The 14,968-nt window shown below is 36.3% G+C and carries 15 protein-coding genes; 13 read left to right on the forward strand and 2 right to left on the reverse strand.

The window, feature by feature from the left end; genetic code table 11:
- Positions 1 to 92: 92 nt before the first annotated feature.
- The 13 genes from H4K33_RS01230 (at position 93) to H4K33_RS01290 (ending at position 11,264) form a co-directional block, all read left to right on the forward strand.
- Positions 93 to 2,234: a TonB-dependent siderophore receptor gene (locus tag H4K33_RS01230; protein ID WP_370576648.1), complete on the forward strand. Its 2,142-nt coding sequence runs from the start codon at positions 93 to 95 to the stop codon at positions 2,232 to 2,234.
- 138 nt (positions 2,235 to 2,372) lie between these two features.
- Positions 2,373 to 2,954, forward strand: a complete 582-nt coding sequence (locus H4K33_RS01235) for a hypothetical protein (RefSeq protein WP_182646684.1) — start codon at positions 2,373 to 2,375, stop codon at positions 2,952 to 2,954.
- Between the two features lie 98 nt (positions 2,955 to 3,052).
- The gene (locus tag H4K33_RS01240) at positions 3,053 to 3,256 is read left to right on the forward strand and encodes a hypothetical protein (RefSeq protein WP_182646685.1); all 204 of its coding nucleotides are present in this window, start codon (positions 3,053 to 3,055) and stop codon (positions 3,254 to 3,256) included.
- Positions 3,257 to 3,352: 96 nt separating this feature from the next.
- A complete protein-coding gene (ureA, locus tag H4K33_RS01245) occupies positions 3,353 to 3,655 on the forward strand; it encodes an urease subunit gamma (protein WP_182646686.1) in 303 nt (100 codons plus the stop codon).
- 30 nt (positions 3,656 to 3,685) lie between these two features.
- Positions 3,686 to 4,060 (forward strand): urease subunit beta, encoded by a 375-nt coding sequence (gene ureB, locus H4K33_RS01250; RefSeq protein WP_182646687.1) that lies wholly within the window; start codon positions 3,686 to 3,688, stop codon positions 4,058 to 4,060.
- Complete coding sequence (ureC, locus tag H4K33_RS01255) at positions 4,057 to 5,778, forward strand: urease subunit alpha (RefSeq protein ID WP_182646688.1); 1,722 nt, start codon at positions 4,057 to 4,059, stop codon at positions 5,776 to 5,778. Before ureB ends, ureC begins: the two co-directional genes overlap by 4 nt.
- 88 nt (positions 5,779 to 5,866) lie before the next feature.
- Positions 5,867 to 6,364, forward strand: a complete 498-nt coding sequence (locus H4K33_RS01260; protein WP_182646689.1) for an urease accessory protein UreE — start codon at positions 5,867 to 5,869, stop codon at positions 6,362 to 6,364.
- Between the two features lie 3 nt (positions 6,365 to 6,367).
- Positions 6,368 to 7,060, forward strand: coding sequence for an urease accessory protein UreF (locus tag H4K33_RS01265; protein ID WP_182646690.1), 693 nt, complete (start codon positions 6,368 to 6,370; stop codon positions 7,058 to 7,060).
- Positions 7,061 to 7,078: 18 nt separating this feature from the next.
- On the forward strand, positions 7,079 to 7,717 hold the full coding sequence (gene ureG / locus H4K33_RS01270) for an urease accessory protein UreG (RefSeq protein ID WP_182646790.1): 639 nt from the start codon (positions 7,079 to 7,081) through the stop codon (positions 7,715 to 7,717).
- 1 nt (position 7,718) lies between these two features.
- Positions 7,719 to 8,510 carry an urease accessory protein UreD gene (locus H4K33_RS01275; RefSeq protein ID WP_182646691.1) on the forward strand — a complete coding sequence of 264 codons (792 nt, stop codon included), beginning with the start codon at positions 7,719 to 7,721 and terminating at the stop codon, positions 8,508 to 8,510.
- 28 nt (positions 8,511 to 8,538) lie between these two features.
- Positions 8,539 to 9,462, forward strand: a complete 924-nt coding sequence (locus tag H4K33_RS01280; RefSeq protein ID WP_182646692.1) for an urea transporter — start codon at positions 8,539 to 8,541, stop codon at positions 9,460 to 9,462.
- Between the two features lie 63 nt (positions 9,463 to 9,525).
- On the forward strand, positions 9,526 to 10,413 hold the full coding sequence (locus H4K33_RS01285; protein WP_182646693.1) for an AraC family transcriptional regulator: 888 nt from the start codon (positions 9,526 to 9,528) through the stop codon (positions 10,411 to 10,413).
- Between the two features lie 395 nt (positions 10,414 to 10,808).
- A complete protein-coding gene (locus tag H4K33_RS01290; protein ID WP_182646694.1) occupies positions 10,809 to 11,264 on the forward strand; it encodes a DUF1801 domain-containing protein in 456 nt (151 codons plus the stop codon).
- Between the two features lie 135 nt (positions 11,265 to 11,399).
- Here H4K33_RS01290 and H4K33_RS01295 read toward each other — a convergent pair whose 3' ends face one another.
- Positions 11,400 to 13,340, reverse strand: coding sequence for an oleate hydratase (locus H4K33_RS01295; protein ID WP_182646695.1), 1,941 nt, complete (start codon positions 13,338 to 13,340; stop codon positions 11,400 to 11,402).
- 462 nt (positions 13,341 to 13,802) lie between these two features.
- A complete protein-coding gene (locus tag H4K33_RS01300) occupies positions 13,803 to 14,960 on the reverse strand; it encodes a hypothetical protein (RefSeq protein ID WP_182646696.1) in 1,158 nt (385 codons plus the stop codon).
- Positions 14,961 to 14,968 lie beyond the last annotated feature (8 nt).

A 14,968-nucleotide genomic window follows, 5' to 3' on the forward strand; every position in this document is an offset into this window, starting at 1 on the left:
TCTACTTCTGCACTTAAATGAACACAATATTTATCATGAAAAAATATGCAAAACCACTAGGAATTGGGACGTTATGTCTTTTATTTCCAACTATGTTAATGGCACAAACCCAAGAACATCCTGATAATCAACTGGATGAAATTGTCGTTACCTCAAGAAGAGACAATTCATATTTAACGAATTCAACCGTTTTAGGTGGAAAGTACAAAGGGAGAATTAAAGATTTACCACAATCGATATCAATTGTTTCCAGTGAATTAATGGAAGATAAGCAAGTCTTTCAGGTTGCTGACATTATTCCAGATTTAGCAGGTGTTACACAAGCTTCTGTTTATGATGAGTTTGTAATTCGCGGATTTAAAAGTGGTTATGACAGTGGAATACGCTTAATCAATGGTATGCGTTCTGCTTATGGTTTTGGAGAAAGTTATTATCGCTCTCCTATGACAGTAAACTTTGAAAGTATTGAAGTATTAAAAGGGCCAGGTGCTTCTTTATTTGGAGATATTGCTCCTGGAGGAACTATTAATATGGTTACTAAAAAGACTTTAGAAGAACACAAAGGTTTACTCCAATTTTCTGCTGGAAGTTTCGAAACACTACGCACAACTATAGATGTAGGAGGACCTTTAGATAGCAATAAAAAAATACTATATCGCCTCAACGCTGGTTATGAAAGTTCTAAAACCTTCAGAGATATTAACAACCGAAAAAACGTTGCCATTGCGCCTTCCTTTACTTTCAAACCAGTAGAAGGAACAACTATTGACGTTGATTTGGTTTTTGATCAATTTAATGGTTACCTAGATCGTGGAATGAGTACAAAAGGAGGCGATTTATACGCTTTGCCTCGTACCTTCACTTTAAGTCAGCCCTCAGATTATTTCAAAACAAAAACGACAACACTTAGTGGACGATTGACACAACGCTTGGCTGCTAATTTTATGTTGCATGTCAACTATATGAAGTCAATTTACGAAGAGGATTTGAATGAACACCGTACGCTAAACACGTATGCAAATCCAGAACAAACCGTTGTCAACCTTCGATTTTTTGATCGTCATGGCAAAGAATATACAGACAATTTAGTTTCTTATTTCAAATGGGATAAATACGGGGAAAAAATAGATCACCACGTCGTATTCGGATTGGATTATGCACAATACAAAGGAGACAAAAATAGCTACCAACGAGAAGCGAGAAGCAAAACGGTGAACGGTGAAACAGTAGCGCTTACTTTTGATATGAATAATCCAATCTATCAAGGCGCTGATATTTCAACCTATGTTTGGCGTTCGAATTCAGCATATCCTTTCATGAGTCCTTACAAGAGTACTGGAATTTATGTACAGGATCAAATTTCTGTTGGAGATCGCTTAAAAATGGTTTTGGGTGTTAGACACGAGCGTTATGAATCAGAAAGTACAGATGCAAAGAAAACGTATACGGCTACCCAAAATGTTTGGTTACCGCGTTTTGGATTAACCTATCTAATTAACGATCAAATCAACTATTTTGCCAGCTATTCACAAGGTTATGTTCCAATAGCCGCAAATTTTGTTTCAAATTATCAAGAGTACGGAGCAGATCGTCCATTTAAATCAGAACGCAGTTTTCAAATTGAAACAGGAGTAAAGACTGGTTTCTTTGCAAATCAGCTCCAAGTAGATCTTGCTTTATTTCACATCGAAAGAAAAAATATGTTGATTGGCACCGGACAATTAACGGAAGCAGGATTACCTGTATACCGTCAATCAGGTCGTGTATTATCACAAGGAGTAGAGTTAGATGTTCGAGGACAAATAACCAAAGAGTTTCAGATTATGGCTAATTATACCTTCAATCAAACCAAGGTGAAATCATCAGCTATTGCTGCAGAAGAAGGTGAATTACTTCCTGGTGCACCGAAAAACTCAGGTAGTATCTGGTTGAAATACGTATTTTCAACTACAGCGGTGAAAGGTCTTGGATTTGGAGTAGGGATGTACTATGTCGATCAAAGAAGGTTAAGTGAAAGTATTGGCAAAGATGCCGCAGGCAATGCACAGTGGGGATATCTACCAGCTTATACTACAGCAAATGCGGCCGTTTACTATCACGTAGACAAATTTAAAATTGCCGTAAACATCAATAATATTTTTGATAAATACTATTTCTTAGGTGGTTTCGATTATACGCGTGTTTTTGCTGGAGCACCACGCAATGTAATGGTAGCCTTGAGTTATGCGCTTTAATTAATCTGTTGTTATTATTCATAAACACCCTCAACTAATTCTTGAGGGTGTTTTTTTATGAATGAACCTGTATTTTTTCTAAACCTATAGAATATTGTTTATCTTTATTTTTCATTGTAATAGGTTCAACTAAATCTAATGTTTACAGAAAAAGACAATCTATATTGGAAGGCATTTAGTACATCAATTGATGGTTCTTTTGTAGAAAGAAGTTATTGGTATTCACCCAAAGCAATTCATACCTATAAAAATTTCACCATTGTATTTGATAATTATTGCTTCACAAGTGCTGTTAATACTAGAAGTTATGAATCTTTTATTACTCGAATATATTGCAAGTTTAAGCATCATGAACCGCTAAAGATTAGGATAGAAAAGGCTAGTTTTCTAAATCGTCTGATTAATTTATTTGAAGGTCAGCTATTAAAAACAAAAGATTCTTTTTTTAATAAACGCTATCATATACATGCACATAAAATTGAATCTTTAGCTTTCTTGCGTCCCGAAATTAAGAAAAAAATAATTAATCTAAATATAGAAGGCCTTTTTATAGATCAACAAGAGGGGATATGGGGAGAACCTTTGATTGGAAATAATTATGAAATAGGTATTTATGTTGAATCAACTCGACTAGAACTTGGTGAACTACTAGCTCTCAAAAAACTTTTTGAACAAATAATTGATGCTTTATGCGATACTTATGCTATTCAAAGTTCATAATTCCCTATTTTATCCTAACATAGTCAAGATTTGTGCTATTTATCCCAAGGTATTGAAGTTATCTTTGTTCAGCAATTAAAACTAGGTGTTAGACTATCATGAAAGCATTATTTCGACTACTCGTTTTGTGTTTTTTTCTTTTAAATTTAGGTTTGGCATGGGCTAATCCACATGTAAAAGAAGAATGGTTTTCTATCAAATCGGATTTAACTTTAAAATCCGTACAACCAAGTAAAAAAGGAATACTTCCTAAAGGACATTGCGGTGATTTCTTGTGTTTTTGGCCAGACATAAGTAATTGATATTCAAAAAAAACAACTCATTTTTTTATTGCAAACTAATCACGTTAAGCGGGTTAGCTCGCTCGTGTATTGTTCAATTTTAATTAAAAAATATTTATGCATTTATTACCGAGAGAAACGGAAAAGTTGCTTTTGCATTTAGCTGGTGAATTAGCGAAGAAACGCAAAGCGAGAGGGTTAAAATTAAATTACCCCGAATCCATTGCTTATATCAGCAGTGAGCTTTTGGAAGCTGCACGTGATGGAAAAACAGTGGCTGAACTCATGCAATATGGTGCAACCCTGTTAACGCGTGAGGATGTAATGGAAGGCATTCCCGAAATGATTCACGATGTTCAAATTGAAGCTACTTTTCCTGATGGTACTAAGTTGGTAACGGTGCATAATCCTATTCGATAACCTTATTTCATAACCGAAGAATTAAAAACAATGGTACCAGGAGAATATTTTATTAAAGAAGAAGATATCATCTGTAATGAGGGCAGAGCAATCACAACTCTTACAGTTGTAAATAAAGGAGATAGGCCTATTCAGGTTGGTTCTCATTATCATTTTTTCGAAGTGAATAAAATGATGGAGTTTGATCGGGCAGCTGCTTTCGGCAAACGATTAAATATTATTGCAAGCACAGCGGTTCGCTTTGAACCAGGAGAAGAAAAAGAAGTTGATCTAGTAGTTTATGCAGGCGCACGTAAAATATACGGACACAATGACTTAGTAAATGGAGAGACAATTTCTGAAGAGGCAAAAAAAGCGGCTGTAAAAAGAGTTGAAAAGCAATACTTTAAAAATAAAGCTTTATGAGTTTAAAAGTAAATAGAGCCAATTATAGTGCCATTTTTGGTCCAACAGTTGGTGATCGCGTTCGATTAGGTGATACCGAAATTATCATAGAAATAGAGCAAGATTTCGCTAGTTATGGTGATGAAAGTAAATTTGGAGGAGGAAAAACAGTGCGTGATGGAATGATGCAATCTTCAAATCACTTGAGTCATGAAGGGGTATTGGATTTTGTTATCACGAGTGCTATTATTATGGATCACTGGGGAATTGTAAAAGGCGATATCGGAATAAAAGATGGAAAAATTGTAGGAGTAGGTCGAGCAGGAAATCCAGATACGATGGATGGAGTTAGCCCGAATATGATTATTGGCGCTTCTACAGAAGTACACGGAGGTGCGGGTTTTATTGTAACTGCGGGAGGAATTGACACGCATATTCACTATATCAGTCCTACACAAATTGAAACAGCGTTGTATAGTGGTGTTACCACGATGATTGGAGGTGGAACTGGTCCTGCGGATGGAACAAATGCCACAACAGTAACACCGGGAAAATGGAGCATGAAACGCATGATGCAAGCTGTTGATCACTTACCGATGAACTTTGGGTTCTTTGGCAAGGGAAACGTAGGAACAGAGGCTCCTATTATTGAACAAATTGAAGCTGGAGCACTAGGTGTTAAAATTCATGAAGACTGGGGAGCGACTCCAGCTACTATTGACAGGGCTTTATCCGTTGCGGACAAATACGATGTTCAAGTGGCAATTCATACGGATACCTTAAACGAAGGGGGATTCTTAGAAGATACAATGCAAGCCATTAATGGTCGTGTAATCCATACCTTTCACACCGAAGGGGCAGGAGGTGGACACGCACCAGATATCATCAAATCTGCGATGTACCCCAATGTTTTACCTGCATCGACGAATCCGACACGTCCATTTACCAAAAACACAATCGATGAACACTTAGATATGCTGATGGTTTGTCATCATTTGAGTAAAGACATCCCTGAAGATGTTGCTTTTGCAGATTCTCGTATTCGCCCAGAGACAATTGCCGCTGAAGATATCCTTCAAGATCAAGGTGTATTCAGTATTATGAGTTCCGATTCTCAAGCCATGGGACGCGTAGGAGAAGTTGTTACACGAACTTGGCAAACGGCTGATAAAATGAAAAAGCAATTAGGTAGTCTATCTCAAGATGAAGGCTCTGGTAATGATAATTTCCGCGCTAAACGCTATGTAGCCAAATATACCATTAACCCAGCAATAGCTCATGGTGTATCACAGTATATTGGATCAATAGAACCAGGTAAAATAGCCGATTTAGTGATTTGGAAGCCAGCCTTGTTTGGTGCAAAACCGGAGATGATAATCAAAGGAGGGATGATTGCCGCTTCAAAAATGGGTGATGCCAATGCTTCTATTCCAACACCGCAACCCATTATTTTGAGAACAATGTATGGTGGATTGGGAAAAGCTGTAACTCAAACGTGTTTTAATTTTGTTTCTCAAGTTTCATTAACCAAGGGAATTCAAGAAGAATATGGCGTTGCACGCACGTTGTTACCTGTAGTGAACTGTAGAAACATCTCCAAAGCTGATATGATTCACAATCACGCTACACCAGAAATAGAAGTTAATCCGGAGAATTATGAAGTGAGCATTGACGGCAAAAAAATTACCTGTCAACCCATAGACGAAGTTGCTCTAGGACAGCGTTATTTCCTCTTTTAAGCAAGCATAGAAACAACAAACAAATAAACCATTTACCTGAGAATACGGGGAAGGAAACAACCTTGTATTCTCTCTTTTTACTATCCATATGGTGATAACCCAAGTGATTCGAAATAGTACAGCGGTAGATGTACGACAAACGATCGACTATCTATATATCGAATGGTACCAAACTACGAAACGACTTCAGCGTCTAACAACGATGCAGGGAGAGGCCGTTGCTATTCGATTTTTGGGAAAAGGACAGGTGCTCAATGAAGGCGATATTCTTTTTGAGAGTGATGAAAAGGTAATTATGGTATCTATCTTGCCTTGTGAGGTTATTAGCCTACAGCTACAAACTAAAATTGAAATGGCCTTAATTGCCTATGAGATAGGTAATAAACACGTTCCTCTTTTTGTTGAAGATTATAGTTTATACATGCCTTATGAACGACCTATGTACAATTGGTTGAAACACCAAGGATATGCTCCTATAATCGAACAAAAGGCATTGCGCTTTCCCTTAAATGCCAATGTAGATTTTGATCAACACAAGAAATTTTCATTTACACTGCCCAAAAAGGGGCTGGTATTAAAAGTATAAATTATGCTGGAAGCATTTTTAGGAAGGTTATTGCACTTAGCAGACCCAACCTTGCCCATAGGAGGATACACACATTCGAATGGACTCGAAACCTATGTACAACAGGGATTGGTTTCTGATAAGGAGTCTGCGGATCAATATGTGCGTCATAACCTATGGTACAATTTAAAATACAATGATGCTGCTTTGATGAAATTAGCATATGACGCTACAGTGCTACATGATATCACTACACTGAGGGAGTTAGATCAGGAGTGTAATGCATTGAAAGCCCCACGCGAAATTCGTCAGGCTAGCCAAAAATTAGGTCTTCGCTTGTATAAAATATTTAGCCGTTATCAGCAAACACATCCCTTGGTTACTGCGTGGGAAACTTGTATCCAACAGAAAGAAGTTTACAGCCACTACTGCATAATGTATGGTCTTTTTGCTGCAGTGATGCAAATTCCACTAGTAGAAGCTATGCAGGCTTATTATTACAATGCGGCCATCGGAATGGTAACAAATGCAGTTAAGCTCGTTCCATTAGGGCAATTGGATGGTCAAGATATTTTATACTATTTACACGAAGATTTAGTACAACTTAGTGAAGAATCACTAAACATGGATCGCAATTTAATTGGTCTATGTACGATCGGTTTTGATATTCGCTGTATGCAACATGAGCGCTTATATTCAAGACTTTATTTATCCTAATAAACAGAGAATAACATGATGGAAAACAGAAAATACGTAAAAATAGGAGTGGGCGGACCTGTAGGATCAGGGAAAACTGCACTTTTAGAACGATTAAGCCGTCGTCTATTAAACGAATATGATCTAGCTGTGATCACCAACGATATCTATACCCGTGAGGATGCTGAGTTCATGGCTAAAAACAGTTTACTTCCAAGAGAACGCATTATTGGAGTAGAAACAGGTGGATGTCCACATACAGCCATTCGAGAAGATGCGAGTATGAACTTAGAAGCAGTAGAGGAATTAGCGAATCGCTTTCCAAACTTGGATTTGATTTTAATCGAAAGTGGCGGGGATAACCTATCCTCAACGTACAGTCCTGATTTGGCAGATATTACCATATTTGTGATTGATGTTGCGGAAGGAGAGAAAATTCCGAGAAAAGGAGGACCTGCCATTACCCGTTCAGACTTATTGTTAATTAATAAAATTGATCTTGCACCTTATGTTGGGGCAGATTTGAGCGTTATGGAAAACGATGCCAGACGCATGCGAAAAGGAGCGCCTTTCTTATTTTCAAACTTAAAAACAGGAGAAGGACTAGAAGAAATTGTAGGCTGGATTAAAAAATATGCTTTACTAGAAGATATCGATGAACCGAATTTAGTGCGATAGTATGATTTCTCATTTAAAAATAAAAGTTGAGCAACGTGAGGGTCAGTCTTATTTAAAAGATGCTTACGTTACTCAACCTTTTCGAATTGTTCCCGTTGGTCAATACAAACGAGATAAGGCGGCCTATTTGATGATTATGAGTTCGTCACCAGGATTATTAGACAATGATGATCATCAAATTGAAATTACCCTGGCTGAAGATACCAAGTTGCAACTGCAAACTCAAGCGTATCAACGTCTTTTTCACATGAAAAACAAGTCTACACAAACAACTGTAATTCACATGAAAAAGGGGAGTGCTTTTGCTTATGTTCCACATCCTGTAGTACCACAAAAATCGGCTACTTTTATCAGTCGAAATAGCGTGAATCTCCAAGCTGATTGTCATTTTTTACTTGCTGATATTATTACTTGCGGTCGAAAATTATCAGGAGAAGAATTCGAATACAATCACTTTCAAAATTTGACCGAACTCTATGTAGATGGAAAGCTTCAGCTCAAAGACAACGTCTTATTACAACCTGATTTAATGCCTATTCAAGGAATCGGCATTCTTGAGGGATTTACGCATCAAGGAACGCTGATTTACTACAATACAGCTCAAGTTAACGCTGTTGATTATATCGAATATTTTTTTGAGCAATATGCCGAAGTAGAAGGGATCGCCTTTGGAATTAGTGCATTAGAGGGGGATGGTTTTATCATTCGAGTATTGGGACAAGGCGCAGAAAAATTGTTCGGTATCTTTCAAGCAATCCAAGAAAAACTTTGGCGAGAACTCATGTTAAGCTAATATCCCCTAAAAACTAAAAAAGAAAATAATGAAAGCACTAATTATCCATTGTTTTAATGCCTTTTTTAAAGGATTTGGGCAAATTATGTTACAAGCCAATGCACTTACGGGAATTTTATTTTTAGGTGCAATCTATTATGATTCAACAGATATGGCACTAGCTGCCTCTTTGAGCAATGTTGTTGCGATTTTAACGGCTAAATTACTTCAATACGATAGAGCGGAAATAGAAAGTGGATTATATGGTTTTAATCCGTGTTTAATTGCTATAGCCTTGATGTTTTACTTTCACCCAAGTCTTTGGGTATACTTGCTAATTATCGCTTCTTCTGTGGGGTCAACCTTACTGATGCATTGGGCAACCAAACGCGAATTACCTGCTTATACCTTTCCTTTCATTATTTTTACTTGGATATCCTTATTCATATTGAGTATTCCCGATTTAGCCATTCGTTCTATTCCAGAACATTTTGTTGACATTCAAGAACTCGATGATTTTCTGATTCAAGGACATGCCTTTGGTCAAGTGCTCTTTCAAGGAAGCTTTGTCGCAGGAGTTGTTTTTTTCTTAGGCGTTTTTATTAGTCGCCCCATACAGGCGTTATATGGATTCGTTGCTGTGATTGTAAGTGTGTACATTTCCCACAGTAATCATGCTTCTAATGCCTTAATTAACGAGGGTGTTTTTAGCTTTAATGCAGTACTTTGTGGTATCGCAATGGGTGAAGATAAAGTACGCGCAGGGATGTATGTGTTAATTAGTGTGATTATCTCAACCTATTTTGATATCTTCATGATCCAATTCGGATGGACCACCTTAACCTTTCCTTTTGTATTCGCCATGTGGGTAATGTATCCCATTAAACGACTAGACAAATGGATTGTTAGTAAAATAGAAGAATTGGGATTAAATAGACTATGGAAGCAATTCGTTTCGTCCAATCAGGAATAAACGACTTTTTTCTATCTAATGGTATCGTTTTTTATAAACTTTGTTTTATTTTTTAGATTCAACATGTCAAAACCTTCTATTGAAATCATAAACAACTACCAGTATAAAAAGTTGTTTTTACCTCATTTAGCAGATAGCTATTTAAAAAATGACAGTAAAATACAAGTCTATCGCTTAGAAGATTATTTACGAGGTATACTAATGCCTGTTATTCCGTATCGTACTACGTTCAATTTTTTAATTTTATTGACGCAAGGCGATATGACGCAGTATTTAGATAGTGGTGCTTATACGTTGGCAAAGAATGAAATTATCAATGTAAAGAATGGCAATATTACAGCAACCTTATCCATTTCAGATGACATTCAAGGTTATTTTGTTGTTTATGAAAATGAAGTTATTACTGATATCTCTCTAGGGGCTACTGATTTAAAGTTTTTTACGATGAATCCCTACGTTAAATTAAACGATACCAATGCCAATTGGGTGAGCCGAACTTTAGATTTATTGGAGGAAGAAAGCTTGAGTGAACAACGCGACATTGAGATCTGTATCGCGTTGTTAGAAACAGTTCTCATGAAAGTTATTCGCGTCGATATGGAGAAGAAAACCCCTATGAGCAGACAATTGGATATCGCTTTTCGCTTTCGAGAGTTCGTGCAGAAATTTCATATCGATCACAAAAATGTACTGTTCTACGCGAATTTGCTCCATATTTCTGAGAATTACCTCAATAAATGCGTCAAAGAAGCGACCAATAAACCACCCAAGCAATGGATCAATGAAATAAGTATTTTACACAGCCAAATTTTATTGCAAGATAAAGCAAGAGACATTGCCGGTATTGCCTTTGAATTGAAATATAATTCACCTTCGTATTTTACGCGTTTGTTTAAGAAAACCACAGGATATTCACCTAGTGATTATCGTCGACATAAATTTAATTTATAGCGCAGATCACCTGAATATTTTTTCTATTTCTTGCATCATACTCTTTCATAGAATCCTATTTGTTTTAACAACACTTGAATGTAAAGATAATCGAGTCTTGGAGCATGAGCTCTGTTAATATGAACATCATACCAGATGTCAAAAGGAAATAAAAAAATAGAGGTATAGTTGAAAATGAAAGTAAAATAGAAACTATATTTGTAGGAGATGATTAGATTGAGGAAGTAAATTACGAAATTGTTCAACGAACGGAACCAACTTTAATTCTTCAGTGCAAAGTGGCTTGGTATGACCGTTGATCTTAGAGAAGCCTTTACTGAAGATTGCCTGTAACAAAAAGTAATTCAATTCGATATAATCCTAAAAATCGAGTTTTAATTTAGTATATAATCGCTATGAAAGCAGTAGGAAGTACAGTAGAGGAAATTTTATCTCAGATACCTGCAGAACGTGCAGAGGCTTTTAATAAACTTCATCAAACCATTGTAGACAATTTACCCGAAGGGTTTGAAGCATCTATTAGTTATGGAGGTTTAGGGTATGTAATTCCACATCGTTTATATCCTGCAGGGTATCACTGTAAACCAGCTGAACCACTGCCTTTTGCAGGACTGGCGTCTCAAAAAAATTCCATCAATTTTTACCACATGGGGATCTATTCTGATCCAGAACTGTTGAATTGGTTTGTGACTGAATATCCCAAACACAGCAAACAGAAACTAGATATGGGTAAAAGTTGTATTCGCTTTAAAAAATTAGAAGAAATACCGTATGATTTAATCGGAGCACTGATGCAAAAAATGAGTGCACAACAATGGATTGATCGTTATGAAAGTATTTTAAAAAAATAGAGTAGTTGTATCTACAGACAAAAAAAGAGCCTTTAAAAGGCTCTTTTTTATCTCGCTTTGTGTCATTCCTCTAAGATTGCAGAAGGGCTGTCTATTTAATCTACAGCGTTATACATCTACTTGCATCAAAGGAGCTTAACCCAGAATTTTCTTAAACCAATCTTTAGCCTTTTCATATTGTTCAACAAAGAACGAATCATGTTCTGCTTTGTTTTTTTCTACCACAGGGAGGATGTGTTCGTAATAAGTACCTTGTAAAAATTTACGCAGTAATCCTTCTCCTACAATAGGTTGATCATCATTTAGAGCATGTGCTGCTTTGAGCAGATGTCTAATATCATATTGAAGCGGAAAAATATCAGGTACTTGTTTATTTAGATTCAGCAATTGATATACGGCTTGTCTACCTGTTCGAACTGAGCTTTCCATGGTAAAAACAACGTCGTTATGGGTCTCCACAAATTGACCGACAAGACCTAAATTCAAACAACCTTGAGGCACAACTTGAGGGCGATCTCCTTGAGCACGAGGCATAAACATAGATGTTATGTAAGGCATATAAGCTGTTCGAACAATTGTATTTTCAACTACTTGATCGAGGTGGTCAAGGATACCTAAATGATAACATAATTCAGCCAAAATCTCATTTCCTGTACAGGCAGGCATTGTTTTCTTAACATAATTTCCTTCTTTATCCATAAACAAAGCATAGACCCACAAAACAAGGATATCATCGGGTTGCGTAGGGAAGTGCGGTTGACGATTACAAGTAAAACTCATCAACCACTTAGAGTCTGTAATTGTTATAATTCCGCCAGTAACCGTTTTTCCAGAATACGGATCATTAATACTAAGCTCTTTTAATTTGTCAATTAATGGTGAGGGCTTACAAGTTAAGGTAGCAGATTCCCATGAAGATTTGTCAATAGTAGAACAGAATTTCTCTGGATGTCCAAAAATTGGTGATTTGGCAGCCAAATTTTTCCACAAGGTCCATCCTGGGCTTTTTCCGCTTGCAGTAACATCTACCTTTTGAATAGGAACCGTATTATTGGTTCCATAAGCTGTATCTTCAGTCATAGATCCTGTTGTAATGACCACAAAATCCTGTTCATTCATTGGAATTCTCGTTTCTTTTCCATTTTGTTGAACCAGTAAACCTTTGACTATTTTCCCTTCCGTTGTACTGTGTAATTCAACATCTTGCACTAATGTATCTAATTGAATCTGTACACCTAATTCAACCAAATGCTTGCGAAGAGGAGTAACAAAAGTATCATATTGGTTGTATCGTGGGAAAACTAGAGCAGATAAATCTTTTAGTCCATCAATGGCATGCAAGAAACGATGCATGTATAGTTTAAACTCCAACAAACTATGCCAATTTTCAAAGGCAAACATCGTTCTCCATAGTGTCCAGAAGTTGCTTTCTAAAAAGGAAGGATTAAAGTATTGTTCAATGGTAATATCATCTAATTCTTCTTTCTTTTTTAACAAGAGTTTGATCAAGGCCATTTGGTCTTTTTTAGAAAGCCCAAACTTGCTAAAATCCTGAACTTCGCCGAGTTGATGAATAAATCGAGCTTTAGAATAGTTAGGATCATTATCGTTAATTAAACGGTATTCATCGAGTACGCTGTAAGGTTTTGGAAGTTCTAAGGCTGGTATATCTTGAAAAATATCCCATAAATTTTCATACGTCATATCCATTTCTCGTCCTCCGCGAATGATGTATCCCTCTTGGGCATTACCAGCTCCATCTAAAGACCCTCCATCAATGGATAATTGCTCTAGGAAGGTAATATTTGAGGCGGGAATACGACCATCGCGAATAAAGTAATACGCTGCGGACATACCAGCAATTCCGCTTCCTACGATATATACCTTACTTTGACTAAAATCTTTTCTTGGAAGACCAATATTGCGTTGGTAATTGCCTGGCTCATCTGCAAAAGGCATTGACCGTTGAGGCGTGTTAATTGGAGGTTCCGTATTGCCATTAGGAGCGTGATTCACTTGCCCATAAGCAGAGGATGACTCTAATACTTTATCAAATTTTCGAGTATCTACTTTCATTTTTTTTGGTTTTATTAATAGTATTTATCTTTAAAATTACATAAAAAACTCTCATTTTAGGTGTTAATAAATCAATAAATTACAATTAATTTAAAAACACAGTCGCAGTAAAAAGAGAATACTATTTAAAATAAAAAGAGCGTTTTTAGTTATAAAAACGCTCTTTTTTTCAACTTTACTTTTTATAAATTTGTGGTAGTAGGTATAAAATCGATAACTCTTACATAATCTGGAAATTGATTGAATACACATAAGTATTCTTGAATCAGTCTGATCATTTGATCGTAAGTCATCGTATAGGTAAAATAACCACAAATTTCAAGAGAGTATATACCGTGTACTTTTTGATAAATACTAACTTTTATGGGACAATCTGGTTCAAAATTAGTGAGATAAACACATAACATGGGTTAACTACAATATTTATAAATTTTAGTAAAAACAAAAAATATAAAAAACAAACTACCCTAATTGTTTTAAGAATCCAACTAAATCCGTTTGTGCATCTAATCCAAATTTTTGTTTTAAACGATACTTTGTCATTCGAACACTTTTAGCTTCAACATGCAATAGCGTGGCAATTTCTTTTGTCTCTAAATCAAGATAGAAATAAGCACAGTATTTCTGGTCTAAAGGTGTCAGTTTTTGTTGGGCATGAGCCGTGATATTTTTCAAAAACTGAGGGTGAACTTGCTCAATTCTAGCTTGTGTTTTTTCAAAACTCGTGGCTGTGATTTGCTCTTCGCGTAGTATTTGTTTGATATCTATATCTTGTGTACGATTTAAATTTTCTTTTACTTGTTTCAATACTTCGCTTTTATGTTGTAATTGCAGTTGACTAGCTAACATTACAGTTTCTAGCTGCTGTTGTTTTACTTCTAATAAATCTTGTTCTGCTTTTAATCGAGCTTGTTCCTCTTCTTGATACTTAACTTTAAGGTTTGCTTGATTATTTTCTGCTTCTAGTTGTTTTTCGCGAGCTAAGGAATACCGCAGATTATAGTGATACGAACGAAACATAAAAAATCCTCCTATGATACCTAAAGTGATTATACCCAATAAAAGCAATTTCTGTTTCTGTTTACTTTCTACGGTTTCTTGTAACATCTGTATTTCTTGCTCTTTCTTTTTTAATTCGAATTGAGCTTCTAAGCGATTTACTGTGGCGGCTGTTTCTTCGTTAAACAACAGGTTGCTATAGGAAGTAGCTTCTTGCTGGTAGGTTAACGCACGTTGATAGTCGCCTTTTTTAACTTGAAGGCTAACGAGTGAATTGATGATATTAATCAGGGTGTGATAGTAGGGCTTTTTCTTTTGAACGAGTAAGAGATAAGCCTTGGTAAGATAAGCTTCGGCTGTAGCTAAATCGTTGTCTTTCATGCTCAATTCACTGAGTATTCCATAACAACTAGCCAATGCCACATCATTGGTATTAGGGACGATGCGAATAGCTTCGTTTACATGTTCAATAATTGCTTGCTTAATCATTGGCTCTGTTGCATCATAATACTTGAGATAGTAACTAGCTTTGTTGTTGAGAATATATGCATAAGTATTAGCAACAACCTCTCCAGGATAAGCTTGATATAATTCAAGGGCTTGATCTAATGCTTGCATCATCTGATCTC

This window comes from Myroides sp. WP-1 (assembly GCF_014145635.1).
GTDB lineage: Bacteria > Bacteroidota > Bacteroidia > Flavobacteriales > Flavobacteriaceae > Flavobacterium.

What these genes read in the sequence shown, in the direction of transcription:
- H4K33_RS01235 (WP_182646684.1), top strand. Translation starts at nt 2,373, where the DNA reads ATGTTTACAGAAAAAGACAATCTATATTGGAAGGCATTTAGTACATCA.
- ureB (WP_182646687.1), top strand. Translation starts at nt 3,686, where the DNA reads ATGGTACCAGGAGAATATTTTATTAAAGAAGAAGATATCATCTGTAAT.
- H4K33_RS01290 (WP_182646694.1), top strand. Translation starts at nt 10,809, where the DNA reads ATGAAAGCAGTAGGAAGTACAGTAGAGGAAATTTTATCTCAGATACCT.
- ureG (WP_182646790.1), top strand. Translation starts at nt 7,079, where the DNA reads ATGGAAAACAGAAAATACGTAAAAATAGGAGTGGGCGGACCTGTAGGA.
- H4K33_RS01295 (WP_182646695.1), bottom strand. Translation starts at nt 13,340, where the DNA reads ATGAAAGTAGATACTCGAAAATTTGATAAAGTATTAGAGTCATCCTCT.
- H4K33_RS01285 (WP_182646693.1), top strand. Translation starts at nt 9,526, where the DNA reads ATGTCAAAACCTTCTATTGAAATCATAAACAACTACCAGTATAAAAAG.
- H4K33_RS01240 (WP_182646685.1), top strand. Translation starts at nt 3,053, where the DNA reads ATGAAAGCATTATTTCGACTACTCGTTTTGTGTTTTTTTCTTTTAAAT.
- H4K33_RS01275 (WP_182646691.1), top strand. Translation starts at nt 7,719, where the DNA reads ATGATTTCTCATTTAAAAATAAAAGTTGAGCAACGTGAGGGTCAGTCT.
- H4K33_RS01280 (WP_182646692.1), top strand. Translation starts at nt 8,539, where the DNA reads ATGAAAGCACTAATTATCCATTGTTTTAATGCCTTTTTTAAAGGATTT.
- ureC (WP_182646688.1), top strand. Translation starts at nt 4,057, where the DNA reads ATGAGTTTAAAAGTAAATAGAGCCAATTATAGTGCCATTTTTGGTCCA.
- H4K33_RS01300 (WP_182646696.1), bottom strand. Translation starts at nt 14,960, where the DNA reads ATGATGCAAGCATTAGATCAAGCCCTTGAATTATATCAAGCTTATCCT.
- ureA (WP_182646686.1), top strand. Translation starts at nt 3,353, where the DNA reads ATGCATTTATTACCGAGAGAAACGGAAAAGTTGCTTTTGCATTTAGCT.
- H4K33_RS01230 (WP_370576648.1), top strand. Translation starts at nt 93, where the DNA reads ATGTTAATGGCACAAACCCAAGAACATCCTGATAATCAACTGGATGAA.
- H4K33_RS01260 (WP_182646689.1), top strand. Translation starts at nt 5,867, where the DNA reads ATGGTGATAACCCAAGTGATTCGAAATAGTACAGCGGTAGATGTACGA.
- H4K33_RS01265 (WP_182646690.1), top strand. Translation starts at nt 6,368, where the DNA reads ATGCTGGAAGCATTTTTAGGAAGGTTATTGCACTTAGCAGACCCAACC.